General features: G+C 39.4%; 30 protein-coding genes. 20 read left to right on the top strand and 10 right to left on the bottom strand.

The window, feature by feature from the left end; translation table 11 throughout:
- Positions 1–169 precede the first annotated feature (169 nt).
- From aroQ to JYB62_RS11615, 5 genes are all read left to right on the top strand, one after another.
- Positions 170–583, top strand: a complete 414-nt coding sequence (gene aroQ, locus JYB62_RS11635) for a type II 3-dehydroquinate dehydratase (protein WP_205645612.1) — start codon at positions 170–172, stop codon at positions 581–583.
- Between the two features lie 12 nt (positions 584–595).
- Positions 596–1,651 carry an aminotransferase class V-fold PLP-dependent enzyme gene (locus JYB62_RS11630; protein WP_205645611.1) on the top strand — a complete coding sequence of 352 codons (1,056 nt, stop codon included), beginning with the start codon at positions 596–598 and terminating at the stop codon, positions 1,649–1,651.
- Between the two features lie 135 nt (positions 1,652–1,786).
- On the top strand, positions 1,787–2,284 hold the full coding sequence (locus JYB62_RS11625; RefSeq protein WP_243431549.1) for a transposase: 498 nt from the start codon (positions 1,787–1,789) through the stop codon (positions 2,282–2,284).
- A 95-nt stretch (positions 2,285–2,379) separates the two neighbouring features.
- On the top strand, positions 2,380–2,970 hold the full coding sequence (locus JYB62_RS11620; RefSeq protein WP_205645610.1) for a MarC family protein: 591 nt from the start codon (positions 2,380–2,382) through the stop codon (positions 2,968–2,970).
- 36 nt (positions 2,971–3,006) lie between these two features.
- Positions 3,007–3,474, top strand: coding sequence for a ribonuclease H family protein (locus tag JYB62_RS11615; protein WP_205645609.1), 468 nt, complete (start codon positions 3,007–3,009; stop codon positions 3,472–3,474).
- A gap of 55 nt (positions 3,475–3,529) precedes the next feature.
- Here JYB62_RS11615 and JYB62_RS11610 read toward each other — a convergent pair whose 3' ends face one another.
- The 4 genes from JYB62_RS11610 to yihA all read right to left on the bottom strand — a co-directional run bounded on the left by JYB62_RS11610 (position 3,530) and on the right by yihA (position 6,137).
- Positions 3,530–4,651, bottom strand: a complete 1,122-nt coding sequence (locus JYB62_RS11610) for a sugar phosphate isomerase/epimerase family protein (RefSeq protein ID WP_205645608.1) — start codon at positions 4,649–4,651, stop codon at positions 3,530–3,532.
- A gap of 77 nt (positions 4,652–4,728) precedes the next feature.
- Positions 4,729–5,028 carry a hypothetical protein gene (locus tag JYB62_RS11605; RefSeq protein ID WP_205645607.1) on the bottom strand — a complete coding sequence of 100 codons (300 nt, stop codon included), beginning with the start codon at positions 5,026–5,028 and terminating at the stop codon, positions 4,729–4,731.
- Positions 5,029–5,066: 38 nt separating this feature from the next.
- Positions 5,067–5,486, bottom strand: coding sequence for a DUF5606 family protein (locus JYB62_RS11600; protein ID WP_205645606.1), 420 nt, complete (start codon positions 5,484–5,486; stop codon positions 5,067–5,069).
- A gap of 39 nt (positions 5,487–5,525) precedes the next feature.
- Positions 5,526–6,137 carry a ribosome biogenesis GTP-binding protein YihA/YsxC gene (yihA, locus tag JYB62_RS11595; protein ID WP_205645605.1) on the bottom strand — a complete coding sequence of 204 codons (612 nt, stop codon included), beginning with the start codon at positions 6,135–6,137 and terminating at the stop codon, positions 5,526–5,528.
- A 121-nt stretch (positions 6,138–6,258) separates the two neighbouring features.
- On the opposite strand from yihA, the gene ubiE reads away from it, so the two are divergent.
- The 7 genes from ubiE to JYB62_RS11560 all read left to right on the top strand — a co-directional run bounded on the left by ubiE (position 6,259) and on the right by JYB62_RS11560 (position 11,876).
- On the top strand, positions 6,259–6,981 hold the full coding sequence (gene ubiE / locus JYB62_RS11590) for a bifunctional demethylmenaquinone methyltransferase/2-methoxy-6-polyprenyl-1,4-benzoquinol methylase UbiE (RefSeq protein WP_205645604.1): 723 nt from the start codon (positions 6,259–6,261) through the stop codon (positions 6,979–6,981).
- The gene (gene porT, locus JYB62_RS11585; RefSeq protein ID WP_205645603.1) at positions 6,930–7,730 is read left to right on the top strand and encodes a type IX secretion/gliding motility protein PorT/SprT; all 801 of its coding nucleotides are present in this window, start codon (positions 6,930–6,932) and stop codon (positions 7,728–7,730) included. The genes ubiE and porT overlap by 52 nt, the downstream gene beginning before the upstream one ends.
- Before the next feature lie 104 nt (positions 7,731–7,834).
- Positions 7,835–8,593 carry an SDR family NAD(P)-dependent oxidoreductase gene (locus JYB62_RS11580; RefSeq protein WP_205645602.1) on the top strand — a complete coding sequence of 253 codons (759 nt, stop codon included), beginning with the start codon at positions 7,835–7,837 and terminating at the stop codon, positions 8,591–8,593.
- Positions 8,590–9,357, top strand: a complete 768-nt coding sequence (locus JYB62_RS11575; RefSeq protein WP_205645601.1) for a M15 family metallopeptidase — start codon at positions 8,590–8,592, stop codon at positions 9,355–9,357. Before JYB62_RS11580 ends, JYB62_RS11575 begins: the two co-directional genes overlap by 4 nt.
- 37 nt (positions 9,358–9,394) lie before the next feature.
- Positions 9,395–10,129, top strand: coding sequence for a ThuA domain-containing protein (locus JYB62_RS11570; protein ID WP_205645600.1), 735 nt, complete (start codon positions 9,395–9,397; stop codon positions 10,127–10,129).
- A gap of 77 nt (positions 10,130–10,206) precedes the next feature.
- Entirely contained in the window at positions 10,207–10,788 is a 582-nt protein-coding gene (locus tag JYB62_RS11565) for a NifU family protein (RefSeq protein WP_205646620.1), read from the top strand.
- Positions 10,789–10,802: 14 nt separating this feature from the next.
- Positions 10,803–11,876, top strand: coding sequence for a DUF3810 domain-containing protein (locus JYB62_RS11560; protein WP_205645599.1), 1,074 nt, complete (start codon positions 10,803–10,805; stop codon positions 11,874–11,876).
- Positions 11,877–11,957: 81 nt separating this feature from the next.
- On the opposite strand, the gene JYB62_RS11555 is transcribed toward JYB62_RS11560, so the two are convergent.
- Together JYB62_RS11555 and dusB are read right to left on the bottom strand one after the other, a co-directional pair.
- Positions 11,958–12,854, bottom strand: a complete 897-nt coding sequence (locus JYB62_RS11555; protein WP_243431547.1) for a DMT family transporter — start codon at positions 12,852–12,854, stop codon at positions 11,958–11,960.
- 106 nt (positions 12,855–12,960) lie between these two features.
- Positions 12,961–13,950 carry a tRNA dihydrouridine synthase DusB gene (dusB, locus tag JYB62_RS11550; protein ID WP_205645598.1) on the bottom strand — a complete coding sequence of 330 codons (990 nt, stop codon included), beginning with the start codon at positions 13,948–13,950 and terminating at the stop codon, positions 12,961–12,963.
- Positions 13,951–13,988: 38 nt separating this feature from the next.
- Between dusB and JYB62_RS11545 the strand changes: the two genes are divergently transcribed.
- The 5 genes from JYB62_RS11545 to JYB62_RS11525 all read left to right on the top strand — a co-directional run bounded on the left by JYB62_RS11545 (position 13,989) and on the right by JYB62_RS11525 (position 18,028).
- Positions 13,989–14,933, top strand: coding sequence for a CPBP family intramembrane glutamic endopeptidase (locus JYB62_RS11545; protein WP_205645597.1), 945 nt, complete (start codon positions 13,989–13,991; stop codon positions 14,931–14,933).
- Positions 14,917–15,123: a putative signal transducing protein gene (locus JYB62_RS11540; protein WP_074225375.1), complete on the top strand. Its 207-nt coding sequence runs from the start codon at positions 14,917–14,919 to the stop codon at positions 15,121–15,123. Before JYB62_RS11545 ends, JYB62_RS11540 begins: the two co-directional genes overlap by 17 nt.
- Entirely contained in the window at positions 15,107–15,946 is an 840-nt protein-coding gene (locus tag JYB62_RS11535; RefSeq protein ID WP_074225374.1) for a phosphatidate cytidylyltransferase, read from the top strand. The genes JYB62_RS11540 and JYB62_RS11535 overlap by 17 nt, the downstream gene beginning before the upstream one ends.
- A gap of 70 nt (positions 15,947–16,016) precedes the next feature.
- Positions 16,017–17,294, top strand: a complete 1,278-nt coding sequence (locus tag JYB62_RS11530) for a Glu/Leu/Phe/Val family dehydrogenase (RefSeq protein ID WP_205645596.1) — start codon at positions 16,017–16,019, stop codon at positions 17,292–17,294.
- Positions 17,295–17,368: 74 nt separating this feature from the next.
- Positions 17,369–18,028, top strand: coding sequence for a phosphatidylserine decarboxylase family protein (locus tag JYB62_RS11525; protein ID WP_205645595.1), 660 nt, complete (start codon positions 17,369–17,371; stop codon positions 18,026–18,028).
- Between the two features lie 83 nt (positions 18,029–18,111).
- Here JYB62_RS11525 and JYB62_RS11520 read toward each other — a convergent pair whose 3' ends face one another.
- The 4 genes from JYB62_RS11520 to JYB62_RS11505 form a co-directional block, all read right to left on the bottom strand.
- Positions 18,112–18,585: a Clp protease ClpB gene (locus JYB62_RS11520; protein WP_205645594.1), complete on the bottom strand. Its 474-nt coding sequence runs from the start codon at positions 18,583–18,585 to the stop codon at positions 18,112–18,114.
- Between the two features lie 544 nt (positions 18,586–19,129).
- Entirely contained in the window at positions 19,130–19,813 is a 684-nt protein-coding gene (mnmD, locus tag JYB62_RS11515) for a tRNA (5-methylaminomethyl-2-thiouridine)(34)-methyltransferase MnmD (RefSeq protein WP_205645593.1), read from the bottom strand.
- Complete coding sequence (gene ispF, locus JYB62_RS11510; RefSeq protein ID WP_205645592.1) at positions 19,810–20,292, bottom strand: 2-C-methyl-D-erythritol 2,4-cyclodiphosphate synthase; 483 nt, start codon at positions 20,290–20,292, stop codon at positions 19,810–19,812. Before ispF ends, mnmD begins: the two co-directional genes overlap by 4 nt.
- On the bottom strand, positions 20,289–21,530 hold the full coding sequence (locus tag JYB62_RS11505) for a M16 family metallopeptidase (protein WP_205645591.1): 1,242 nt from the start codon (positions 21,528–21,530) through the stop codon (positions 20,289–20,291). The genes ispF and JYB62_RS11505 overlap by 4 nt, the downstream gene beginning before the upstream one ends.
- A gap of 203 nt (positions 21,531–21,733) precedes the next feature.
- Here JYB62_RS11505 and bshC point away from each other — a divergent pair, with 203 nt between their 5' ends.
- From bshC to JYB62_RS11490, 3 genes are read left to right on the top strand one after another with little or no spacing between them, the layout of a single operon-like run.
- The gene (bshC, locus tag JYB62_RS11500) at positions 21,734–23,293 is read left to right on the top strand and encodes a bacillithiol biosynthesis cysteine-adding enzyme BshC (RefSeq protein WP_205645590.1); all 1,560 of its coding nucleotides are present in this window, start codon (positions 21,734–21,736) and stop codon (positions 23,291–23,293) included.
- On the top strand, positions 23,290–23,862 hold the full coding sequence (locus JYB62_RS11495) for a 5-formyltetrahydrofolate cyclo-ligase (protein WP_205645589.1): 573 nt from the start codon (positions 23,290–23,292) through the stop codon (positions 23,860–23,862). The genes bshC and JYB62_RS11495 overlap by 4 nt, the downstream gene beginning before the upstream one ends.
- 27 nt (positions 23,863–23,889) lie before the next feature.
- Positions 23,890–24,387 carry a hypothetical protein gene (locus JYB62_RS11490; protein WP_205645588.1) on the top strand — a complete coding sequence of 166 codons (498 nt, stop codon included), beginning with the start codon at positions 23,890–23,892 and terminating at the stop codon, positions 24,385–24,387.
- Positions 24,388–24,461 lie beyond the last annotated feature (74 nt).

Here is a 24,461-nt window from a genome sequence, read left to right as displayed (position 1 = left end):
TTTCCAATCAGAAACTAATTACCTTTAAGTAGAAATTTACCAACCGAATATTGTTTTGAAATCGAGCATGACTCAAGAATCAAACATTGGGATGATTATTATCAAAGTGAGATTCTCCCGATAGAAATCGGGACTGGCTATGTGACGAATGAAAATCAATAATAAACACATGAAAATACTGATCATCAATGGGCCTAATTTAAACCTTTTGGGAAAAAGAGAACCAGAGGTTTATGGAAGCACTTCTTTTGAAGAATATTTTGAAACCTTGAAAGCCATGTTTCCTGAGATTCAACTCGAATATTATCAAAGCAATGTGGAGGGAGAGTTGATCAATAAGATTCATGAAGTTGGATTTAGCTATGATGCCATCTTGTTGAATGCGGGAGGATATACCCATACCTCTGTGGCTATTTCGGATGCCATTGCTGGAGTGACTACTCCGACTTTGGAAGTGCATATTTCCAATATTTACAAGCGGGAAGAATTTCGTCATAAAAGTATCATTTCCAAATCCTGTATCGGCATGATTTCAGGGCTTGGACTGAAGGGCTATGAATTGGGGATCCGCTATTTTCTATAAACCTACAAACCTATGTTAACCTTTGCTCCAGGACCTTCTAAGGTCTACGATTCTTTGCCAACTTATCTGCAGGATGCCTATCAAGAGGGGATTTTGAGTGCCAACCACAGAAGTTCGGCATTTATGAATTTGTATCAAGAAACGGAATCTTTGATGCGGGAAAAGCTTCATATGCCAGATGATTACAAATTATTGTTCACTTCCAGTGCAACCGAAAATTGGGAGATCATCACACAGTCTTTGGTGGAAAAGGCAAGCTTTCATATTTATTCTGGCTCTTTTGGAAAAAAATGGATTGGCTTTGCAAAACATATCAATCCTGCCACGGGCGGAACAAAGATTGAAGCGAATCAAGCGATTGATGTAGCAGGGCTTGAAGTATCGGAGGAGTTTGATTTGATCGCTTTGACACAAAACGAAACGGCCAATGCTACTCAAGTTCCAATGTCAGTGATTGAGGCCATCAAAGAAAAATATCCAGAGAAAATGATTGCTGTGGACACTACTTCCTCTATGGCAGGGATAGAATTGGATTTCAGTTTGGCGGACGTTTGGTACGCATCGGTACAAAAATGCTTTGGCCTACCAGCAGGATTGGGGATTTTGATTCTTTCTCCTAAAGCCATTGAAAAGTGTGCGTCAAAAGGAGAGAGTGGAAGGTATAATAGCTTAAGTTTTATGCTGGAAAATGCAATTGGTTATCAAACCCATTATACCCCGAATGTATTGGGAATTTACTTGTTGAACCGGGTTTTGAAAGATTTGGAGGAAATCCAACACATTGACGCCAATCTTAGAGAGCGTATGCTACAATTGGAAAGCTGTATTGCTCATACCAAATCTTTCAGGATGCTAGTGGATAATTCCGAAACTAGAAGTGTGACTGTTTTAGCAGTTGCTGGTCCAGAGGAGTTGGTCTCTACTGTTAAGAAAGATGCGGAAAAGGAGGGAATGCAATTAGGATCCGGATATGGACCCTTAAAACCAACCAGTTTTAGGATTGCTAATTTTCCAGCCATCACCAATGCTGAAATGGATAAATTGATGAGTTTTTTATCGAAATATTAATAGGACGACCTTTGGGGTTTTAAAAACCCCGAAGGTCTAATTTTTCCTTCTGAAATGACTTTTTAAAATTCCTCTGAATTTTTTGAGGCTAACAGAATCTACCATCTATATTCCAGATCTATTGGAAATCAGAATTTGTTTCTAAGTGATGAGAATTACATCTATTTCTTAGAAAAGTTTGGGCTTTATTGCAGTGATTGTTTTGAAACAATTGCATATTGTTTGCTTCCAAATCATTTTCATTTTTTAGTAAGGGTAAAACCGAATCAGGAAGACAAAGAAATTGTACAATCATTTTCTAATTTTCTTAATAGCTACGCGAAAGCATTTAATAAAGCAATGGACAGGAATGGTAGTCTATTCCAGAGGAAATTCAAAAGAAAATTGATTGAAAATGATAGTTATCTAAGTCGTATTATCCTATATATTCACTTAAACCCAATCAAACACGGTCTAGTTAAAAAAACCAATGATTGGAAATATTCTTCATTTGGCGCTTATTATTCCGATAACCATTCAAAGATTTCTAAAGAATTAGGTTTAGGATGGTTTGAAGGACTCTCTGAATTTTTGAAAATCCATGAAAATTCTGTTGAGGAGTATTTGCCAGTGGAATATCAATTAGATAGTTAACTGTTAATTAGTTTATGCGCAATCAAGTTACTTTTACAAAGAAAAAACCTTCGAGGTTTTGAAAACCTCAAAGGTTAAATAACTACTTTCGCGGCATGTTTGATGTCAAGGAAATTTTATCTGTATCACTGATCTTATTTTCAGTGATTGATATTCTAGGTTCTATTCCGATCATAGTCAATTTGCGGAAAAAAGTAGGGCATATCCAGTCCGAAAAAGCCACCTTGGCGGCGGGGATATTGATGATCTTGTTTTTGATTGGCGGGAAGTCAGTTTTGAACCTTTTTGGTATCGGGGTAGAGGACTTTGCGATTGCAGGTGCATTGATCATTTTTGCGATAGGAGCAGAAATGATTTTAGGCATTGAACTTTTTAAGCCTGATCCGGATGCTACTGAAGGAGCTTCCATTGTTCCCATTGCCTTTCCATTGATAGCTGGTGCAGGTACTTTGACAACAATTCTTACGCTAAAGGCGGAATTTGCCCAGCTCAATATTGCCATAGGTATTTTATTGAATTTAATCTTTGTCTATGGGGTGTTGAAAAGTACCAGTTGGCTGGAAAGAAAGCTGGGCAAGACCGGGTTGGATGTGCTGAGAAGAATTTTCGGAATTATACTTCTTTCCATAGCTGTGAAAATTTTCAAGACAAATGCCTTTCCTGTCATAGTAGAATCTGGAATTTAACCCTGTTCTCTCAAGCATTTTATCTTTCTTTGCTACATGATTACCATTTATACAGACGGGGCAGCCAAAGGAAATCCCGGTCCGGGAGGCTATGGCGCTGTTTTACTTTTCAACAATAAAGGAGAAATTCTCCGTAAGGAACTTTCTGAAGGATTTCGTTTGACTACCAACAACCGCATGGAATTACTGGCCGTAATTCGGGCTCTACAGGCCTTAAAAGTGACGGGGATTCCTGTTAGGATTTTTTCCGATAGTAAATATGTGGTGGATGCCATCGAGAAAGGTTGGCTTTGGGGTTGGCAAAAGAAGGGATTTAAGGATAAAAAGAATCCAGACCTGTGGCTACGGTATATTCCGCTTCATTTGAAATATAAACCCAAGTTTATTTGGGTAAAAGGACATGCAGGTAATCCTGAAAATGAACGATGTGACCAATTGGCGGTGGCAGCGGCAGAAGGTTTTAACTTGCCAGCTGATGTAGGGTATGAAGAAAGCCAGCGATAAAAGTAAGGAAGTCAGAAGTGAGAAGGCTGAAATTTTAAACTTCTCACTTCTCAATTTATAATTTGTCCATTGTTTGCAGTGGAATATCTGCTCGGCTTACTTCTAAAAGAGGTTTATATTCTGATTGCGGATATTGCCAGCCTTCATCTCCTAATTCATATAGCAAAGGGGAGAGATTCTGAACAGCCGCTTTACAACCTTGAACAATAGCTCCCATGTTTCCGGTTTGCTTTGAAAGGACTGCCTCATTTTCGATTTCAAAGGGGCCAGAAAATCCTCGGTTTTTCAATACATTAATAAAGGCCCTCCAGTCCATAGAATCGCCTAAACCAAAACCTGGCAAGGTGGCTTCATAGTGGTGCCTGTCCCATGGGTTGGTACTGGAAGGAATTCCCAACTTCTCTGCCCATTCTGCTTGTACTTCCTGCATGGGGTACATATTTCCCCAGAAAGGATCAGGGTTGTTTCTAGTGGACTTTACGTGGATTCTTTTAAGCCGATTCATATCTGTGTGCTGGATGACAGAAACTGGATCGGTATGTTGCCAAATGTCATGGGATGGATCGTAGATTTCTCCATGGTTGGATTCGGGAACCAACTCATACATGATTTTTCGTGCTGCCAAAACCCCTGTAAGGTTATTGAAGGTTCCAAAGTGTCCAGAACTTCTCCATCCTTCCATAGGGCAGTTTTCATACAGAACGGTAACTCCCAAACTGTTGGCATATCGAATGATCGGTCCAAAAATCCGTTGGTATTCTAATAGATTTTTCTCAAATCCCCCTTCTTGATTTCCTAATTCATGGTTATAACCAACAAAGGTTCCCACTTTTACATCGTTTTCATCTCCGCCTAACAAATAGGCCATGCGGATCAGACGAAGTAAGTGATTTTGATTCTTGATGCGCTGGGCGGGGTCACCACCTATCAAATTGTCAAAAGCTCCAATTGAAAGTCGGAGTTTAGCTCCGTTGAACTGCTCAATTAGATATTTTGCTTCCTCTGGACCAAAATTTTCATAGTCCAAATGCGTAGCCACAAAATCATCTCGGGTACCGTCTTTTCTAAAAACGCATAGGTCTAGACCTTGCACGCCTATTTCCGTCGCTTTTTCAATGGTTTGTTCTAGGTTGAGTTGGTCGAAGGCGGATGTCATGATCCAAATCGGATTTGCCATAGGGGTGATTTTAAAATGAAAAATGAAAGTACACTTCTAAATTAATAAATCTCAACTCATATATCCGAAATCAAAAGTCAAGAATACCTTCTTCGGATCTCTACCTTCATTTTTTGTCGTTCCCAAAGTGCACGGGCGAGATCAGGTGCGACTTGGTCCGGTTCGGATTCATGTAGAATCCTCTTTAGTTTTTCTTCTCCCAAATCGACTCGATAGCATATTTGGAGGAGGCGTTCAAAATCCCTATCCAGCATTTGGCGGATAACTTTGGAGAGAAAATCAATCGCTTTTACCTCATCAAAAGTAGTTTTTGCCTCGGGCAACTGAAAATCTTTTTCCAGTAGCTGAAAGGTTTCTTGAATAAGTGAGTTGGCCATAGTACATCAAAAAAGCCCCGCATGGCAGGGCTGTAAATTCAATCTTCTTTGTCTTCTTTGCTTTCCTCTAGAGTTTCAGGAACCTGGGCTCTGATGATTTTATACCAAGAGATCAATTTTTTGATGTCGGAGGTATACACTCTGGATTCATCCACTTCTGGAAGAACATGTTTCATAAAGGCTCTTAATTCAGAATCATCTGGATTGGTATCCAAACCTAAGTCTCCTTGAAATTCAGTCTCGATTTTTTTCATGATGGATTCCAATGGTTCAGCACCTTCCTCAGTCATAGTATAAATGGAAATATCGCTAAGGATAGAAACGCGCTGAGACATTCCTGCTACTAGTTTAGCTTTCTTATCATCCAAACTTTCCAAGATCACTCCTGATCTAGATGGTTTCAAAACTTTGAATAAACCCGGCTTTCCGGCTACTGTTGCGATGTCTTTAAAATTCATTGGTTTGTTTTTTTCAGGCTGCAAATATAGGATTATCAATTAAATGATTTTCCCAGATTCATATTCTTGTACCAGTTCTTCAATAAATGTGGTCAATTGTTCTTTCCCCTGCCCATTTTCAGCAGAAGTAATGAAATAATCAGGAGCTTCCTCAAAAATCTCTTCCATCTTTTTCAGAAACTTCCGGATATTTTGATCGGTTTTGGTTTTTGACTGCTTGTCGGCCTTGGTAAAGACCAAAGCAGCAGGAACGCCTTCCGTTCCGCACCAAAGTAAAAATTCCAAATCTATTTTTTGTGGCTCCAAACGGCTATCTACCAATACAAATACTCCACATAAATTCTCTCTTTTGGTCAAATAAGTACTGATCATGTTTTCCCAGCCTTGTTTCACTTTCACATTGACTTTGGCGAAACCATATCCGGGTAAATCCACTAAATACCAACGATCATTGATCATAAAATGATTGATCAATTGGGTTTTTCCTGGTTTTTGGGAAGTTTTGGCCAAGTCATTTTTTCCTGTCAGCATGTTGATCAGGGAGCTTTTTCCTACATTTGATCTTCCGATAAATGCTACTTCCGCCCGATCGGGTTTTGGACAATTTCCGGGGTTGGTGTTACTGACTACAAATTGTGCTTTTTGGATCATAAATGTGGATTTGTGGCAAAAATACTAATAATAGTTTAGGAATGTATTTCTCATAAATGGCAACAATTTTCCAATCCTCGGGTTTCTTGAGTATTATTGCGCCTTCAAAGAACGATTCGTGATGTCTGTAGTACCTTACAAAGATAAGCAAGACCCTAAAAAAGCTCAGGTTGCTGAGATGTTTAACAATATTTCAGGCAAGTATGACCTGCTCAATCACGTGCTCAGCATGGGGATTGATATTATTTGGAGAAAAAAAGCCATCAGCTATCTCAAACAAGATCAGCCCAAACTGATTTTGGATATTGCTACTGGAACTGGAGATTTTGCCATAGAGGCATTAGCGCTCAATCCTGAAAAGATAATCGGAGTGGATATCTCTGAAGGGATGCTTGCCGAAGGAAGGAAGAAAATGACCAAAAGAGGTCTGGATGATAAAATTGATCTTCAACTTGGAGATTCCGAAGGTTTACTCTTTGAAGATAATAAGTTTGATGCTGTCATCGTTTCTTTTGGAGTTAGAAACTTTGAAAACCTGGAGAAGGGGTTAGCAGATATGTATCGGGTCTTAAAACCTGGAGGAAAAGCAGTAATTTTGGAGTTCAGCAAGCCTAGGAGTTTCCCTATGAAGCAGGCTTATGGATTTTACTCCAATTTTGTGCTTCCTCAGATCGGTAAAATTGTATCCAAAGACAATTCTGCTTATACTTATCTTCCTGAATCCGTTCAGGCCTTTCCTGACGGAGAAGATTTTCTGGCTGTATTGAATAAGGTCGGATTTACCTGTACTCTATGCAAACCACTTACATTCGGCATCAGCTCCATTTATGTGGGCGTGAAATAAGCCTGACAGTTTTTTTGATAATGATTATGAGCTTGTCCTCTTTTGGGCAAGGAATGTTTGGACTTACCTCAGGGTCTGGTTCGGATAATAAGACACTGTCTTATGGTTTTTTTCTGGCAGCGCATACCAATGCATACCAAATTAAATATTCAGATGCCTTTATGAATCCTGCCACTACGAGTTCGGCTGGAGTCAGAGCGGTCTTTCCTAAATACTCTCCTGGATTCTCTTTGGGATTTATCGGAATGTTACGCTTTCATGATCAGGTTCAGTTGCTATTTACCCCAAAAGTAGGTTTCTATGAATATAAAACAGAAGTTAGTTATTTTGGGGCTGAGGATCCTTCCTTAATTAATACGCCTGATGAAAATACACAGGTAAATACGACAAGGACTCAAATGCTTACCTCAGAAGCTACTATGGTGGAGCTGCCATTACTTTTTAAATATCGATCACAGCGATTTAACAATACACGAATGTATTTCTTAGGGGGAGCCAGCTATAATTTCCGTACCAAGGCCCAAGATGAAGCAGATATTGAGGACCTGGTGACCACTGGACAGGATGTGTCTTTGGAGATGGGAATGGGATTCGAGATCTATTTCAAATACTTCAAATTTGCACCGGAAATCCGTTTTTCCCATGGCTTGAACAATGCCTTTAGAAGGGAAAATACGATCCCTGAACTTGCAGATGCCATTTCTTCCATTAAAAGAAAGTCAATTACCCTTTATTTGAATTTTCAGTAGGTTTTTTCATTTTGTGAAAAGATAGTTTGCACTTTTTTATTGCACCTTAGGAATTGTATTGGGATTGAATTTTAGCATCCATACAAATCTAATTATCTTTCAGCATGGAAAATAAAATTGCTTTGGTCACTGGGGCTACTTCAGGAATAGGAAAAGCCTGTGTCCTCACTTTAGCCAAATTGGGATACCATATCATTGCTACAGGAAGAAGGTCAGAAAGACTTCAGGAATTAGAACATGAACTTCCAGATACCATTAATTACCTTCCTTTGGTGTTTGATGTACGGGATCGGGAGAAAGTGTTGGATATTTTGGGAGCTTTGCCTGAGGAGTGGAAAGCCATTGATATATTGATCAATAACGCCGGGAATGCACATGGACTAGACCCTATTCAGACCGGAAATCTAGATGATTGGGATGCCATGATGGACATCAATGTGAAAGGATTGTTGTATGTCTCTAAGGCCATCATTCCAGGGATGACGGAGCGAAAATCCGGAACCATTATTAATATCGGGTCTATTGCAGGGAAAGAAGTGTACCCTAATGGAAATGTGTATTGCGGAAGCAAACATGCCGTAGATGCCATTACCAAAGGAATGCGAATTGATTTAAATCCTTTTGGATTAAAAGTAATAGCTATTCACCCTGGTTTGGTGGAAACTGAGTTTTCATTGGTTCGATTCAAAGGAGATGAGAAGAGATCTGAGTCTGTTTATCAGGGATTTGAACCATTGCTCGCTCAGGATATTGCAGACATTGTGGAATTTGCCGTAACTAGACCTCCTCATGTGGTCATTGCTGATGTGGTAGTCTTACCTACTGCTCAAGCTTCTTCTACTATTGTGAATAAAAAACTATGATTTTGGTGAGATTCCCTTTTGTTTTATTGGTGTTTGGACTCATTCTTTTGGGATGTAACCAAAAGGAATTGAGATCGATTGAAGGAGAGTTGGAAAAGGAAATTGCTGAGCAACTTGGCAATCATGAAACTACTATCCAATCATCTGAAATTCCAGTGTTGGAAAGACAAATGATAGACCAAAATTTAGTCAATGTAGAGGAGGTAGTTCCTGGAGTCAGAGTGGAATTGAAATATTCTACTGAAGACAATTTTTTTGGGAAAGACGTTTACGGAGAGTTAATCCATGCTTATTTGCAGCCAGAAGTAGCGGAGAATTTAAAAAAAGCGCAACAGCTGCTACAGTCAGAATATCCGGATTATACCCTATTGATTTATGATGGAGCACGTCCTCTCAGCGTACAACAAATTCTATGGGACAACTTGGATAAACCAGATAGTATCAAGCCTTTGTATGTGGCCGACCCAAAAGTTGGGAGCTTACATAATTATGGAGTAGCAGTTGATCTGACCATTTTTGATACCTCCAAATCAGAACCTTTGGATATGGGAACTGGCTATGATTTCTTTGGCTATGCTGCCTATCCTGATCGGGAAAGCCAGATGTTGAAAGAAGGGGTGATCACTTCTGCTCAAATTGCAAATAGAGAAATCCTCCGAAAAGTGATGACTAATTCCGGTTTTATGGGAATTGGTTCTGAATGGTGGCATTTCAATGCATTTTCTAGAAAGGAAGCCGGAGAGAAATTTCAAATCATCAAGTAAAATTTATCAATTACTTTATAATCAAATCTAAGAACCAATGAACCTAAAAAAATCTTTGCTCACACTAGGGCTGATTTTCAGTATTGCTCTAGTAGCTCCTGCTCAACAATTCAGAGCATTGGTATTCAGTAAAACCGCTGGATTCCGTCATCAATCTATTTCCGATGCGGTAGTTGCCTTGAAGAAAATGGGGAAAACGCATGTATTTAGTGTGTATACTACAGAAGATGCCAGCGTATTTACAGATGAAAACTTGGCAAAATACGATGTGGTGATCCTGACCACTACCACGGGTACCATCTTCAACGCGGAACAAAAAGCGGCCTTCCAGAAATTTGTTCAAAGTGGTAAAGGGGTAGTTGGGATTCACTCAGCGACAGATACTGAATACGAGTGGCCATGGTATAATAAGATGATTGGAGCTTATTTCCTATCTCACCCAGCTCAACAAACCTTAAGATTAGAAGTGGTGGATCAGAATCACCCAGCGACTTGGCATTTGCCTAAAAACTGGCTCTGGACAGATGAATTATATGAATTCAGAGAGATCAATCCAGATATCAAAGTCTTGGTAAAAGCTGACGAAAGTACTTATAAGGTCGCGAAGGGAAATGGCGAAAACCACCCAATGGCCTGGTACCATGAATTTGATGGAGGAAGAGTATTTTATACCGCGTTGGGACACGTGGAGTCTGCTTGGGAAGATCCTGATTTCTTGAAGCATCTTTATGGAGGGATCTGGTATGCCGCTACAGGTCATCCTATGAAATAAGAGATTTCTTGTTGAAATTTGCAGCTTCCGGAACTAAATCCTATGATTTCGGTTTTCTAAACAAAAAAGAGAATACCATGCTAAAAGCACAAGCGAGACCTGTCCATTTATACATGGAGGCTAATCCAAACCCGAACTCCCTAAAGTTTGTAGCTAATTTTATGTTGGCCGAAGATGGAGTAAGTTTTGATTACCCAGATGCTGCAAGTGCAGAAAATAGTCCTTTGGCTCAGGAACTGTTTAATTTTGCAGCTGTTCGGAGAGTTTTTGTTGCGTCCAATTTTGTGACCATAACCAAATCTGAAGATGTTGAATGGTCTGAAGTTCAGAATATATTTAGAGATCATATCAAGGCTTATTTAGAATCAGGGCAGCCTGTAGTAAAAGCAAATTTTGATAAGGATCCTTTATTTGATGAGAATGATTCAGAGGTAGTGAAGAAAATCAAAGGGATTCTGGATGAATATATCAGGCCGGCTGTAGAGCAGGACGGTGGAGCGATTGTATTCCATTCATTCCACGATGGAGTGGTAAAGGTATTGCTTCAAGGTTCATGCTCAGGATGTCCTTCTAGCACGGTTACGCTAAAAGCTGGAATTCAAAACCTTTTGACTAGAATGCTTCCGGAAGTGAAGGAAGTGGAGGCAGAAGGAATTTAAGCAAATCTGTACTGATGGGGAAAAGAGATTGGTCTTGGGCAATTCTTGGTGTGATTGCACTGGGAATTCGATATTTGGCATCTCTCAACCCAGAGGCAACAGATGAGATTTATTCAAGAAAGTTCTTTCCGGTAATTCGGAATGTCATAGATCAGACGCTGGGGTATTTGCCATTTCCCAGCGTCTATTTTTTTATCATCACCGTAGTTCTTGTTTTTGGAATTTATATCCACCGACTTAGAGAAAAAAATGGTTGGAAAAGAAGGTACTTATATTCATTTCGGGCTTTGGCCAATGGATTGGGTGCCTTGATATTTTTCTTTTTGGTGCTGTGGGGCTACAATTATCAGCGCACACCGATTTTCCAGCAATTAGGTTTAAAAACCGAATCTTTGGATTTGGAGAAACTTAAGGAGGAAGTATTGATCACCCAACGTTTGGTAGAGCAATATAGAAGTTTGATTACCACTGATACAGTTGCCATTACTGAAATTTTGCCTTACCCAGAGTTGGAAAAGGTGGTACGGATCAATATGGGAGAGAATTTGGATATGTTGGGATTGAATTTTACCGGTAGGCCTAGAACCAAATTATTTCCACCACCGGGATTCATGCGAAGAATGGGAATTTTGGGAATCTACTTTCCATTTACTGGAGAGAGTTATATCGACCCTACCCTGCATCCCTTGGAGCAACCCTTCACAGTTGCACATGAAATGGCCCATAGCTATGGAGTGACCAATGAAGGAGAGGCGAATTTTATCGCTTGGGTGATTTGTGGAAATAGTGATGATCCTCTGTTAAAATATTCTGGGCAATTGAGGTTACTGATGTATCAAATCCGCGATTATTATCGAATGGATCCTGAGGATTACAAAGTGTTTATTCAAAGTTTGGACCTTGGAGTGAAAAAAGATATTCTTTCTATCCGAGAAGCCAGCGAGGCTATTCAACCAATTTCTTATGAATTGAGCCGAAAGTCCAATGATATATTTTTGAAATCCCAAGGAGTAAAAGCTGGGGTGAAAAGTTACCAACAACTTCCTATGTTGGCTTATGCCTGGAGGAAGAGAATGAATGGAGAGTAAATTTGGTTTTATATTTTTAAAAGAGGTTATAGCGGTAAAACTAAAATCATTTGTGAAAATTTGAGAGGAATTCTACTAGTCTTATTTTCTATTCCCATACCAAACACCTAAAATTACTGCCGCGATTCCTATATAATGGCCAACTAATAATATTTCACCATCTAATACTCCCCACATAATGGCGACGATTGGAATGAGGTAAGTTACCGAGCTGGCAAAGACAGGAGTGACTCTCTTTACCATGATATTGAAGATGATGAGGGCTAAGGCTGTTCCTAAAACTCCTAGGAGAGTCAGGAAACCCAGGGCTGTTAATGCTCCAGGAACGTTCACCACTTTATATGAAAAATCGGTACTTGTAAATAGGAATACCAAGGCTATTGGGAGGACCATTAAGAGCGAAATAGCGGTAATTTCTATGGGCTTCAACAGTTCAAATTTAAATTTGATGATGTTCAAATTGAACCCATAACAAATACATGCTAGAATCACGAATAATGCATAGGCATTGATACCAGAGAATGCGTTAAAGTCTTCCCCTTCTTTGACGGTAACTAGAATAAAAACGCCTATAAATGCAATAGCTAAGCCAATTCCATTCCTTCTAGTAATCCTGGAACCAAAGAAAATAGCTCCTATGATCACAACAAATAATGGAGTAAGGGCATTGAGTACTCCTGTCAGGGAGCTGCTAAGTTGGGTTTGTGCTTTGGCAAAAAGAAAAGCAGGAATAAAACTTCCTACCAACCCTACAATGATTAAATAGATAATCTGATGTTTGTTGAGGTTTTTTATTCTTGGAAGTGATAAGGGAAGCAGAAATGTCGCTGCCGCTACAATTCTATAGGCACCGACTTCCCCTGGAGAGAAAACTTCCAAGCCCCTTTTGATAAGGATAAAGGAACTTCCCCATACCAATGCCAAAAGGATAAGCATTCCCCAGTTTTTCAGAGATTCATCGTTGGTGGTAGTTTTCATGGATCGCCCTGCTTTAAAAAGCTCTTACAAAGGAAGCAAAACCAAATAATATTTGTTTCAAAAAGTAGGGCTTGAAAAAAATAAATTTCAAGCCCTTTTATAATTTTTAGAAAACGTAGTCAGCATATTGATCTGCCACTTGGTCTAACAATTGACAGACATGCTCGTAACTATCTGCCGTGACCATTTCGGTTCGTATCGTTTTAAAGTTGGGCATTCCACGGAAATAATTGGTGTAGTGTCTTCTCATTTCCAAAATACCCTGCTTCTCGCCTTTCCATTCTACCGAAAAGTCCAAATGTTTTTTGGTTACTGCGATTCGCTCCTCAATGGTAGGTGCCTCCAGTTTTTTTCCTGAAGCTAAGAAATGTTTGATTTCATCGAAAATCCAAGGGTAGCCAATTGCTGCTCTTCCGATCATCATTCCATCCACATTGTACTTGTTTTTATATTCCAGAGCTTTCTCAGGAGAATCAATATCTCCATTTCCAAAGACAGGAATATGAAGTCGAGGATTGTCTTTTACCAAATTTAAATAGCTCCAATCTGCCTCTCCCTTGTACATTTGTTTCCTGGTACGAGCGTGTATGCTGATGGCTTGAATTCCTACATCTTGTAATCGTTCGGCTACTTCCACGATACGGATGGTGTCATTATCCCAACCTAATCGGGTTTTGACAGTAACAGGGATATTTACTGCTTTCACGATTTCGGCTGTCATGGAGACCATTTTATCAATATCCAGCAATATGCCTGCTCCGGCTCCCTTGCAGGCTACTTTATTGACCGGGCAACCGTAATTGATGTCCAAAATATCCGGTCCAGCCTCCGCAGCGATCGCGGCTGCTTCACGCATGGATTCGATGTCATTTCCAAAAATTTGAATCCCAATAGGTTTCTCATAATCGAAAATATCGAGTTTTTGGACGCTTTTGGCAGCATCACGAATCAGTCCTTCTGAACTGATAAATTCTGTATACATGAGATCAGCACCATTTTGTTTACACACGGCTCTGAAAGGCGGATCACTCACATCTTCCATCGGTGCTAACAGCAAGGGAAACTCTCCCAATTCCAACTTTCCTATCTTAACCACTTCTGTATTATAAATTTGCGCGTAAATTTACCTCAAATATGGAGATTTACGAAACCAACTCAGAAATAGCTCAACGGAAAAACTGGCTTTTATCCCTGATTGTCATTGTTTTAGTTGCTATTGGAGTATTAGTTTTATTGCAGGGAATCGCTTTGGCTCTTGTTCCGGCCTTATTTAATATCCCTGTAGAAGACCTTTTGGGACTAATAAATGGAGAATTTGATGTGCCTAATGGTAGAATGGCCATGCTTTTTGTTCAAGGAATTGGTTCGGGCATTGGATTTTGGGTGGCCGCTTGGGTGATTATTAGATTTATTGATAAGGCGGACCTTCACTGGGAGGTTCAAAATTCCAGATTTCAGTGGAATGCCTTGTTAATTGTTCTAGCCATAACGGTTGGCGGAATGTTCTTTAATTCTCTCTTGGTTTACTTGAATTCTAACCTAGCACTTCCTGAATCCATGTCAGAACTGGAGGCCTGGATGAAATCTACAGAGGAGCAATTGATGGAATTGACCAAATTTTTGACAGATTTCCAGACGATTCCTGAGTTGGTCATGGGGATTTTAGTCATCGGGGTCTTAGCAGGAATTGGTGAAGAAATGTTTTTTAGAGGGTTGGTTCAAGCCAAAATGCACCGCTATCTAAAATCCGGGCATTGGGGAGTTTGGATGACAGCCATTATTTTCTCTGCTATACACCTTCAGTTTTATGGGTTCTTACCTAGAGTTTTCTTAGGGGCGATTTTCGGATATTTATATCTGTTTACCGGAAGTCTGCTTTATCCAATTCTAGCCCATATTTTCAACAATAGCTTTACTGTCATCATGGTATACCTGTCCAATCAAGGGATGATTGATTTTGATTTGGAGTCTACTGATGACGTATCTTATTCAGCTGCATTTTTGGGCTTATTGGTACTTGTAGTAGGAATCTATTACCTTAAGAAAATTAATTTGCCCGAAAATGGAAAATTGGATTAAAGTATTTGAAAGTGACATGCAGGTCCGGGCGGAGATAGTCAAAGGAGTCCTGGAAGAAAATGAAATTAACGCAGTAGTTTTAAATAAAAAAGAAACGATCTATCATGTGTTTGGTACTTACGAAGTACTGGTACAGAAGAAAGATCTGCTGCTTGCAAACAATATAATCCAGAATGAGATCACGTTTTAATATCAATAATTACAGCAATTTAGGGCAAAGAGCCATCACCGCATTTTTCGGAGCCTTAGTAGTTGTAGGGGGAAGCATTTATTCAGATTGGACCTATTTCTTCATTTTTGCAGTCATCCTTGGCTTCTCTCAAATGGAGTTTTACAAACTGTCTGGCTTGGATGGAATGTTACCTTTGAAAAGTTTTGGGACCTTTTTGGGGCTCATGATTTTCACCCTTACATTTTTGATAGAAAAAGAGCAGTTCCCTCATGAGTACCTGTATCTCATGTTCCCCTTGGTTTCCCTAACCTTATTTATTAAGCTGTATAGGAAAACAGACAAAAAACCATTTACCGGAGTCGCATTTACGTATTTGGGTATATTTTATGTAGCCGTTCCCTTTTCTTTATTGAATCTGGCAGTCTTTTCTGTGGACCAAGTGTACCATTTTGAAATCTTAATTGGCTGTTTGTTGATTTTATGGGCAAGTGATACCGGGGCCTATTTTGCAGGAACAAAGTTTGGTAAAACAAAGTTATTTGAACGTGTGTCTCCAAAGAAATCCTGGGAAGGGTTTTTGGGTGGAGCATTTTCAGCCATAGCCGTAGCTTTTGTGTTGGCAAGATATTTTCATGTAATTGAAGATTGGAAATGGCTGGTTATTGCAGGAATTATTATCATCGCGGGAACTTATGGAGATTTGATTGAATCCCTGTTTAAGCGTTCTATAGAAATTAAAGACAGTGGTCATATTTTGCCTGGGCATGGAGGATTTATGGACCGTTTTGACGGATTGTTACTTTCGGCCCCTTTTATTACCGCGTTTTTGAAAATATTCTAATTCCTGCATCTGTATACTGAAAATCTACTTAATTTTGCGTCGAATTTGATATTCTAAATAAAAACCCAATATGGCTTATATCGAACCGGCTCCAATAATGGATAAAGAAAATCCATTGGAGTCAATGATGGAGAGATTTAACATTGCCGCCGAAAAACTTGGTCTTTCTGATGAGGTTTATAGCGTCTTAAAAAATCCCGCTAAACAAGTAATCGTTTCCTTGCCGATTACCATGGATAATGGAAAAATTCAGGTTTTCGAAGGAATCAGAGTAATTCATTCAAACATTCTAGGTCCTGCTAAAGGAGGTATCCGATTCGCTCCGGATGTTCATTTGGACGAGGTGAAGGCCTTGGCCGCTTGGATGACCTGGAAGTGTGCTGTCGTGGATATTCCCTACGGCGGTGGTAAAGGTGGAGTTCGTTGCAATCCTAGAGAAATGTCAAAAGGAGAGATTGAGCGATTAGTTCGAGCTTATACTTTGGCAATGATTGATGTATTCGGACCTGATAAGGATATTCCTGCTCCTGATATGGGGACAGGCCCAAGGGAGATGGCTTGGTTGATGGATGAGTACTCCAAAGCCCAAGGGATGACGATCAACGCAGTAGTAACTGGAAAGCCTTTGGTATTAGGAGGTTCTTTGGGTAGAACAGAAGCGACCGGTCGTGGTGTGATGGTTTCTGCCATGGCTGCCATGCAAAAATTGAAAATCAACCCTTTCCAAGCTACCTGTGCGGTACAAGGATTTGGAAATGTGGGATCATGGGCCGCACTGTTGTTGGAAGAAAGAGGATTGAAAATCGTTTCGGTATCGGATATTTCCGGTGCTTATTACAATAGTAATGGAATAAATATCCAGGAGGCTGTGGCATATAGGGACACCAATAACGGAACCTTGGAAGGTTTCAAAGGAGCAGAGAAATTATCTGATCCAGGTGAACTGCTACTTTTAGAGGTAGATGTGTTGGTTCCTGCAGCGGTAGAGGATGTTATTACCATCCACAATGTGGAGAAAATCAAAGCCAAACTGATTGTAGAAGGTGCCAATGGACCGACCTCAGCGAAAGCAGATGCCATTATCAATGATAAAGGAATCATGGCTGTGCCGGATATTTTAGCCAATGCTGGTGGAGTGACCGTCTCTTACTTTGAGTGGGTTCAAAATAGATTAGGTTATAAATGGACTGCTGATCGTGTCAACAGACGTTCCGACCGGATAATGAAAGATGCTTTTGACCATGTGTATCAGGCGTCTCAGAAATATGATGTGCCGATGAGAATTGCTGCTTATATTGTAGCAATTGATAAAGTTGCTAAAACTTATACTTACCGCGGAGGATTCTAATTTTTAATCAATCCATAGAATAGTTTATCTTTGAGGCGTGGATCTAAACTCCACGCCTTTTATTTGACCCAGATATGACAATACACAGAGAAGGTAGAGTTTTGCTTTTTTGGATGATGATCATCCTAGTAGCGTTGAATTACTTGCTTTATTATTTCTTGCCGGAGCAAATAGTTTTGCTAAACATATCCATGTTAGGCAGTATTATTATTTATTTGCTGGTACTTCAGTTCTTTAGAAATCCGGTTTTTCCGCTTCCTAATGATGAAAATTTAGTATATGCTCCAGCTGATGGGAAAGTAGTGGTCATAGAAGAGACCTTTGAAGAAGAATATTTAAAAGAAAACAGAAGACAGGTTTCTATTTTTATGTCTCCTATAAATGTTCATGTAAACCGTTCCCCAATCAAAGGTGTGGTTGATTTTTTTCAATACCATCCTGGCAAATACCTAGTAGCTTGGCATCCAAAATCCAGTACCGAAAATGAAAGAACTACCATGGTGATTCGTAATGCTAAAGGAACTCAGATTTTGGTGAGACAAATTGCAGGAGCTGTAGCGAGAAGAATCAAATGGTATGTAAAGCCTGGTTCTGAATTAGAGCAGGGAGGAGAGTTCGGGTTTATTAAATTCGGATCCAGAGTTGATTTGTTTCTGCCTTTGGATGCGGAGATTTTGGTAGATTTGGAGCAAAAAACCAAAGGCGCTAGAACTCCTATTGCAAGATTGAAATAAGAAGAGAAGGGTAGTTGTTTGTCATTATAGTTTAATTACGCAATATGTGCACATCAACTAAATCTGACTTTTAATAGAGTAGATTAGGATCCTTTCTTAATTCTGTAAATCCAATACCCTAGCCCAAGTGTACTTAGGAAAAAAATAACAGTAGTCCATTCAAATGTCCTACGCGTTTCAAGCATTCCGTTGATGGTTTTGTCTCGTTCCGCCAATGCTCTTTTCAATGCCTGTACATCCTGCTCCAGTTTCAAGGTAATTGCTTTATAATCCTCTCCGGTTTGAGTGGCGACAGTGGTTTCAATATCGCCGATCATTCGAAGTTCGTCCATGATCAGATTGTCCTTGGCTAGAATTCTTTCCAGCCATTCATTGGTCTCGATCATGTCTTTTTTGGTGCGGTTCCCAAAAATCCCCGACTTCTTACTTTCACTTTTTTTCCATTCTGCGGTCAAGGCATCGCGTTCTTGGATCATACGTTCCAGTTTAGCTTCACCTGCCTTGGTGAATTGGGGTGGAGTAAGGGATAATATCAATAGTAGAAAGCCGAGTATCATTTTTTTTCTGTGAAATTTGAATGGAAGATAATTGTGTTGGACTACCAGAAGATGTCTTATCTCAGACAAAAAGCCAACCAAAAGTGATCGTTCCGATGAAAAATATAAGAGTCACTAATTCAAATTCGCGTTTTTCCAGGCTAGATACATTCACCTCCTAACCTTTTTGAGTCAATGCATTTTTGAATTTTTGGATATCCTGCTACTTCGAAAGTGTGATGGTTTTATATTGGCTATTTTCGGAAATAATAGAAGAATGGTCAATTCTATCACTCAATTGTAGCTTTTGAAAGATTGCATTGTCTTATACGATTATCTGCATCGCCAAGCTTCCTGCGGGCGAAGGGTGGGATGCTAAAGCCCACTCCCCACTTGGAGGGAGTGTTTCTTTTGGTTTCTTGAAGTTGGTAAAGTAAGCTTTGATGCCCTTGCAAAAAAAAATGCTACTGGAACGTGGGTAATTATTTGAAAGGGAAGTAGAAATTCCTAAATGAATAAGGTTGGTTTCCTCTCACATCTTTCAAAGCGTATTCCTAATAAGGAGTTATTTTTTCCACCCCCGGGTCATTTCTTTTTTTCCTGGAGGTCCTGGTAAGGTTTCCACTTCCAATCCAATTTCTTTTAAGTCTCTTTTTAATTGTCCTTGGGCACAGTAGGTCGTGAAAATTCCACCTGGGTTCATAGAATCAAAAACCTTCTGTAATAAGGGTTTTTCCCATAATTCAGGTTGTTTGCTAGGCGCAAAGGCGTCAAAAAACACCACATCGCTCGGGTATAAAATGACTTGTTCAAGGCTGGTTTTTTCCTTTTTCATGTTGAAATATTCCGAAACTATGGCGCCTTGATCCCATTCCATTTTATGCAATTTTTGTAGGTATGGCTTGTAATGGAAGAAGCCATCGTCGAGATCTCCGTAGTTCAACTGAGAATATATTTCCTCAGAAAGTGGAAATGGTTCGATGGTATGGTATAAAACAGGGATTTGATTTTGTTCTGCCCAAATTAAGGTAAGCCAAGCATTGAGGCCTGTACCAAAACCAACCTCAAAAATCCGTAAGGGTTTTTTGTTGGGGTTTTCCATCAACCAAGAGTCTATCCCATATAGCATGAAGACATGCACAGATTCTTTAAGGGCTCCATGAAAGCTATGATAGGTTTCTTTGAGCTCTTCATTATATAATGAATGGGAACCGTCTTCGGTAGTGATGATTTTTAACTTGCTGCTCATACATGATAGATTAATGCCACACAATATGCTGAAACTCCCTCTTCTCTGCCTACGAAACCAAGCCATTCGGTGGTGGTAGCTTTGATAGAAATTGAGCTTTCAGGAATTTTCATTACTTCAGCTAAGCATGTTTTCATGGTTGGAATGTGGGGATTTACTTTCGGCACTTGAAGACAAATAGTGGAATCTATGTTTCCTACTTCAAATCCAGCCTCCCTGATTTTTTCCATGACTTCTTTCAACAGTACTTTACTGTCTATTCCTTTAAACTGGGGGTCTTTATCCGAAAAATGATAGCCTATGTCTCTCAGATTTGCTGCGCCTAAAAGTGCATCACATATCACATGAATTAATACATCTGCATCCGAGTGACCAACAGCTCCTTTTTCATGTGCTAACTTGATGCCACCAAGCCAAAAGTCATAACCTTCTTTCAGCTGATGCACGTCGTATCCCATGCCTATTTTAAATGTGTTCATAAAGGAAGAGATTTATAATGTATGACATTGGAATTTTCTTCCACTAGGAGTTTGGACGCCCATTTAGAAATTTCCTCCGCCTTAATTTTTGATTTATTTTCAAACTCAGTCATATATAGTTCCGGGCTACCCAAGGATGCATAATAGGCAAGGTTAAATACCCTGTTTAGCAGCTGGATAGATTCATAGGATTTCATGGCTTCGCCTTGATTTTTGATTTTTTGAAGGGATCCCTCAGTGATTTCCTTGCTGAGAAAAGCCTGGATTTCTTCTTCTAAGGCTTGTTCTCCTTCTTCAGAAGAAACCCCAGAGTCCATTTTTCCTGAAAACACCAAAAGACCTGGGTCCACGGAACCCAAAACATAAGCACCAATGGAAGCGAATAGTTTTCCTTTTTTTACTAGTTTTTGCTCCAAAATGGACGATTTGCCAAAACCTAATAAATCCGATATCAAATCTGTGGCTGCATAACCTTCTGCCAGTTTACCTGGCATTTTGTACGCTTTATACAGTGCATCCGTAGGAACTTTAGCTTCTATTGTTTTGACGCGCTTTTCTTGTTGGCTAGGTTCAGGAACTATAGTTAACAATTCTTGTTTTTTTGCTTGGATAGGGCCAAACCATTTTTTTGATAATTGTTCGATTTGGGATTTGGTAACATTTCCTCCCACGACTAAAATCGCATTTTCTGGGCTGTAATTTGACTGGTAAAAATCCCATACGTCTTCACGCTGATAGTTTTCTATATCAGTCAGGTGTTGCCCGATAGTAGGCCATCTGTAGGGGTGTTTTTCATAAGCTAAATCCCTTAAATGATGCCAGATGTCACCATAGGGTTGGTTTAAGTACCGTTGTTTGTATTCTTCTATTACAACTTTTCTCTGGGTCTCGATAGTTTTATCACTTAACGTGAGTTGGAGCATACGATCAGATTCTAACCAGAAGGCCGTTTCTATATTGCTGGCAGGAAGGGTGATGTAATAGTTGGTAATGTCAGGACTGGTAAATGCGTTACATGAACCACCTACGCGTTCTAATTCCCGGTCAAACACAGGGACATTTTTGGAACTTCCAAACATTAAATGCTCAAAAAAGTGAGCAAGTCCTGTTTTTCCGACCTGTTCATTTCTGGACCCGACTTTATAAAGTAAATTAAAGACCGCCATTTTACTGCTCGAGTCTTCATGGACAATTACCTCAAGTCCGTTGTTTAAGAAAAATTGATGGTATGGTAGCATGTTATTTGGCTGGCAAAGCTAAGGTTTTCCTGAAATTGGGTGAAACAGAAAGCTTAAAACTCCGTTTGGATAGTAATATTTCGAATGTATCATCCCAAGAAATTACCGTTAATCGAAGCTTTTAAATTTTTTTACAAAAAAAACCGAACTTTGGTTCAATACACTAAGTTAGCTTCCCAAAATATACTTCACCCCATCCAACCATGAAAAAACATTGTGTAAGTCTTCAAGAAACAGGACAATTTTCAGATTTTTTTTTGGATTACTTAAATGGGAAGGAGGAGTTAAGACCTTTTTATTCGCTCGAGCCGAAGTTGGAAAGTTTTTCTGGGGCGATCAAGAATAAGAATTTCTCTAAAAGTGCTAGGGAAACATTGGTAAATGAACTTCTATTTCAATATGGGGGAATTAATATCAGTGAGAAAGTAAAGGTAAATATTCAGTCTCTGGCACTTGATCAAACCTTTACTGTCACAACAGGGCATCAGCTAAATTTATTTACTGGACCTTTGTATTTCATTTACAAAATTGTATCCACCATCAATTTGGCAAAACAATTAGCTGCAAAGTATCCGGCAAATAAGTTTGTTCCTGTGTATTGGATGGCCAGTGAGGACCATGATTTTGATGAAATCAACTATTTCAGGTTGGATGGGAAAAAATACCAATGGAATTCTGATCAGACCGGGGCGGTGGGGGATTTTATGTTGGACGATTCTTTTCAATCCTTTTTAAAGACTGTTTCCTTTGCTCCTGATTTTTTTAAGGAAGCCTACTCCACATCTAACACCCTCGCTGAGGCCGTTAGAAAATATGTAAATCATCTATTTGAAGAACAGGGATTGGTGATACTGGATGGGAATAGTCCAGCACTAAAAAGTCAATTCAAAGACGTGATCAAGGATGATCTATTCCTTCATAATTCGAACCAAAAAGCTGAAGAGGCCACAAAAAAGCTGGAAGAGTTAGGGTATAAGGGACAGATTTTCCCAAGAGAAATCAACTTCTTTTATTTGCATCAAGGGAAAAGAGAGCGAATAGAGCGATCGGGAGAAGAGTTTAAGGTGTTGAATACCGAGCTAAAGTTTTCGAAACCTGAACTAGAAAAGTTAATTGAGACAAATCCAGAGCGCTTTAGTCCGAATGTGGTATTAAGGCCCCTATATCAAGAGATAATTCTTCCCAATTTGGCCTATTTGGGCGGGCCGGCGGAAGTCATCTATTGGTTGCAACTAAAAGGTGTGTTTGATTATTTTGAGGTTCCGTTCCCTATCTTATTGCCAAGAAACTTCGCCTTGTTAATAACTCCTCTTATAAGAAAGAAAATAGCTCAATTGGGATGGGATGAGACTCAAATCTTTGATGATTATAATTCTTGGAAAAAAGAGTTTGTTCGTTCTGAGGCCAGTATAGACTTGGAACTCCAGGAAGAAAAAGATTTGATTTCTTCAGTGTTTGAGAAGAAAGGAGAGGAAGCAGCGTTGCTAGAAGGAAGTTTGAAGGAAGCTTTTTCGGCAGGTAAAGTAAGGTCTTTAAAGATTTTGGACCAGATGAGCCGTAAACTAAGGAAGGCGGAGGAAAAGAAACAGCAAGTCCAGCTCGATCGGGCATTGGCCATTTATGCATTTACAAAGCCACATGGGTCACCACAGGAAAGGGTGGTAAACATGATGCAGTTTTATTTGTCCTCTCCTGAACTTATTGACGATTTGCTAGCCTGCTTTGATCCCTTGGATTTCAGAATGATGGTTTTAGATCTATGAGTACTGAAAAGGAACGGATCAGGCAATTGTTTAGAGATAAAAGGAAGTCTCTCTCAATAGAAGAGGTTCAGAGGCGTTCCCAATTGATATGTAGACAGTTTCAATTTTGGTTTAATTTACATCCTGAGATCTTCCATATTCATATTTATTTACCCATTGCCCATCAAAATGAGATCAATACGTTATTGATTCGTGATTTTTTGATGGATAAAGGAAAATCTATTTATACTTCTGTGGTAAAAGCAGGAACACTTCAATTGGATACAGTAAAGATTGACTCCAATACCGTGTTTGCTATTAATAAATGGGGGATACCAATTCCCGAAAACAGTAAACCCATAAGTCCAAATAAGATTCAATTAGTATTAATACCACTTTTGGCCTTTGATATAAAGGGCAATCGGATTGGTTTTGGAAAAGGGTATTATGATGTTTTTCTTTCTGGTTTAGATGAGAAGGTGCTTAAAGTAGGGTTGAGTTTTTTTGATCCAGTAGCTCATATTCCTTCCGAAACGCACGATATCCCATTAGATTATTGTATAACTAGCGAAAAAGTTTTTAATTTTTAGCAGTTTATTATTTCTATACCTAAGATGATGATGAAACACTTGTTTGTGGCGGCAGTACTTTTTGTTGCCTTTTTTACTGGTATTCCGGCTGCAAAGGCCCAATTGAAAGCATATAATACGTCAATTGGAATTAGAGGAGGAACGAGTGTAGGTGGATCTGCAAAACGATTTGTGACTGATCGTGATGCTGTGGAGTTGATGGTATATACTCGTTGGAAAGGATGGGTTGGTAATTTGTTGTATGAGCGTCATATGGATATCCGGGAGTTTGAAGGGTTGGAATGGTATGTTGGGGCTGGAGGACATTATGGTATGTGGAAAGTTGGGAAAAGCGAGCCGCCATGGGTCTACAAAGCAACCGAAGACTATGCTGCATTTGGATTGGATTTAATCGTGGGGCTAGATTACAATATTGACCATTCCAACTGGTTTATCAGCCTTGATTGGAAACCATCGTACAATTTTCAAGACTTTACTAACCTTTGGTGGGATGAAACAGCCTTCACTTTAAGATATTCCTTCTAATTTTACGAAATCTCTCGATTTTCAAACCTGTTTTTAAATTTTTGACAAAAAAAGAGTGGGAAAAATAATTTTTT

This window comes from Algoriphagus lutimaris (genome assembly GCF_017051705.1).
Taxonomy (GTDB): Bacteria; Bacteroidota; Bacteroidia; order Cytophagales; family Cyclobacteriaceae; genus Algoriphagus; species Algoriphagus lutimaris.
Note: the sequence above shows the minus strand (reverse complement) of the source record. Positions and strands in the feature narration are given on the sequence as shown.

Excerpts from the sequence above, each read along its gene's own strand:
- JYB62_RS11495 (WP_205645589.1), top strand. The coding sequence starts at position 23,290 with ATGAGTACTGAAAAGGAACGGATCAGGCAATTGTTTAGAGATAAAAGG.
- JYB62_RS11545 (WP_205645597.1), top strand. The coding sequence starts at position 13,989 with ATGGAGATTTACGAAACCAACTCAGAAATAGCTCAACGGAAAAACTGG.
- JYB62_RS11580 (WP_205645602.1), top strand. The coding sequence starts at position 7,835 with ATGGAAAATAAAATTGCTTTGGTCACTGGGGCTACTTCAGGAATAGGA.
- JYB62_RS11565 (WP_205646620.1), top strand. The coding sequence starts at position 10,207 with ATGCTAAAAGCACAAGCGAGACCTGTCCATTTATACATGGAGGCTAAT.
- JYB62_RS11530 (WP_205645596.1), top strand. The coding sequence starts at position 16,017 with ATGGCTTATATCGAACCGGCTCCAATAATGGATAAAGAAAATCCATTG.
- JYB62_RS11505 (WP_205645591.1), bottom strand. The coding sequence starts at position 21,530 with ATGCTACCATACCATCAATTTTTCTTAAACAACGGACTTGAGGTAATT.
- porT (WP_205645603.1), top strand. The coding sequence starts at position 6,930 with ATGCAAACCACTTACATTCGGCATCAGCTCCATTTATGTGGGCGTGAA.
- JYB62_RS11630 (WP_205645611.1), top strand. The coding sequence starts at position 596 with ATGTTAACCTTTGCTCCAGGACCTTCTAAGGTCTACGATTCTTTGCCA.
- JYB62_RS11575 (WP_205645601.1), top strand. The coding sequence starts at position 8,590 with ATGATTTTGGTGAGATTCCCTTTTGTTTTATTGGTGTTTGGACTCATT.
- JYB62_RS11570 (WP_205645600.1), top strand. The coding sequence starts at position 9,395 with ATGAACCTAAAAAAATCTTTGCTCACACTAGGGCTGATTTTCAGTATT.
- JYB62_RS11560 (WP_205645599.1), top strand. The coding sequence starts at position 10,803 with ATGGGGAAAAGAGATTGGTCTTGGGCAATTCTTGGTGTGATTGCACTG.
- JYB62_RS11535 (WP_074225374.1), top strand. The coding sequence starts at position 15,107 with ATGAGATCACGTTTTAATATCAATAATTACAGCAATTTAGGGCAAAGA.
- JYB62_RS11520 (WP_205645594.1), bottom strand. The coding sequence starts at position 18,585 with ATGATACTCGGCTTTCTACTATTGATATTATCCCTTACTCCACCCCAA.
- JYB62_RS11600 (WP_205645606.1), bottom strand. The coding sequence starts at position 5,486 with ATGAATTTTAAAGACATCGCAACAGTAGCCGGAAAGCCGGGTTTATTC.
- JYB62_RS11490 (WP_205645588.1), top strand. The coding sequence starts at position 23,890 with ATGATGAAACACTTGTTTGTGGCGGCAGTACTTTTTGTTGCCTTTTTT.
- JYB62_RS11555 (WP_243431547.1), bottom strand. The coding sequence starts at position 12,854 with ATGAAAACTACCACCAACGATGAATCTCTGAAAAACTGGGGAATGCTT.
- JYB62_RS11525 (WP_205645595.1), top strand. The coding sequence starts at position 17,369 with ATGACAATACACAGAGAAGGTAGAGTTTTGCTTTTTTGGATGATGATC.
- JYB62_RS11605 (WP_205645607.1), bottom strand. The coding sequence starts at position 5,028 with ATGGCCAACTCACTTATTCAAGAAACCTTTCAGCTACTGGAAAAAGAT.
- JYB62_RS11540 (WP_074225375.1), top strand. The coding sequence starts at position 14,917 with ATGGAAAATTGGATTAAAGTATTTGAAAGTGACATGCAGGTCCGGGCG.
- JYB62_RS11610 (WP_205645608.1), bottom strand. The coding sequence starts at position 4,651 with ATGGCAAATCCGATTTGGATCATGACATCCGCCTTCGACCAACTCAAC.
- yihA (WP_205645605.1), bottom strand. The coding sequence starts at position 6,137 with ATGATCCAAAAAGCACAATTTGTAGTCAGTAACACCAACCCCGGAAAT.
- JYB62_RS11615 (WP_205645609.1), top strand. The coding sequence starts at position 3,007 with ATGATTACCATTTATACAGACGGGGCAGCCAAAGGAAATCCCGGTCCG.
- mnmD (WP_205645593.1), bottom strand. The coding sequence starts at position 19,813 with ATGAGCAGCAAGTTAAAAATCATCACTACCGAAGACGGTTCCCATTCA.
- ubiE (WP_205645604.1), top strand. The coding sequence starts at position 6,259 with ATGTCTGTAGTACCTTACAAAGATAAGCAAGACCCTAAAAAAGCTCAG.
- bshC (WP_205645590.1), top strand. The coding sequence starts at position 21,734 with ATGAAAAAACATTGTGTAAGTCTTCAAGAAACAGGACAATTTTCAGAT.
- ispF (WP_205645592.1), bottom strand. The coding sequence starts at position 20,292 with ATGAACACATTTAAAATAGGCATGGGATACGACGTGCATCAGCTGAAA.
- JYB62_RS11620 (WP_205645610.1), top strand. The coding sequence starts at position 2,380 with ATGTTTGATGTCAAGGAAATTTTATCTGTATCACTGATCTTATTTTCA.
- aroQ (WP_205645612.1), top strand. The coding sequence starts at position 170 with ATGAAAATACTGATCATCAATGGGCCTAATTTAAACCTTTTGGGAAAA.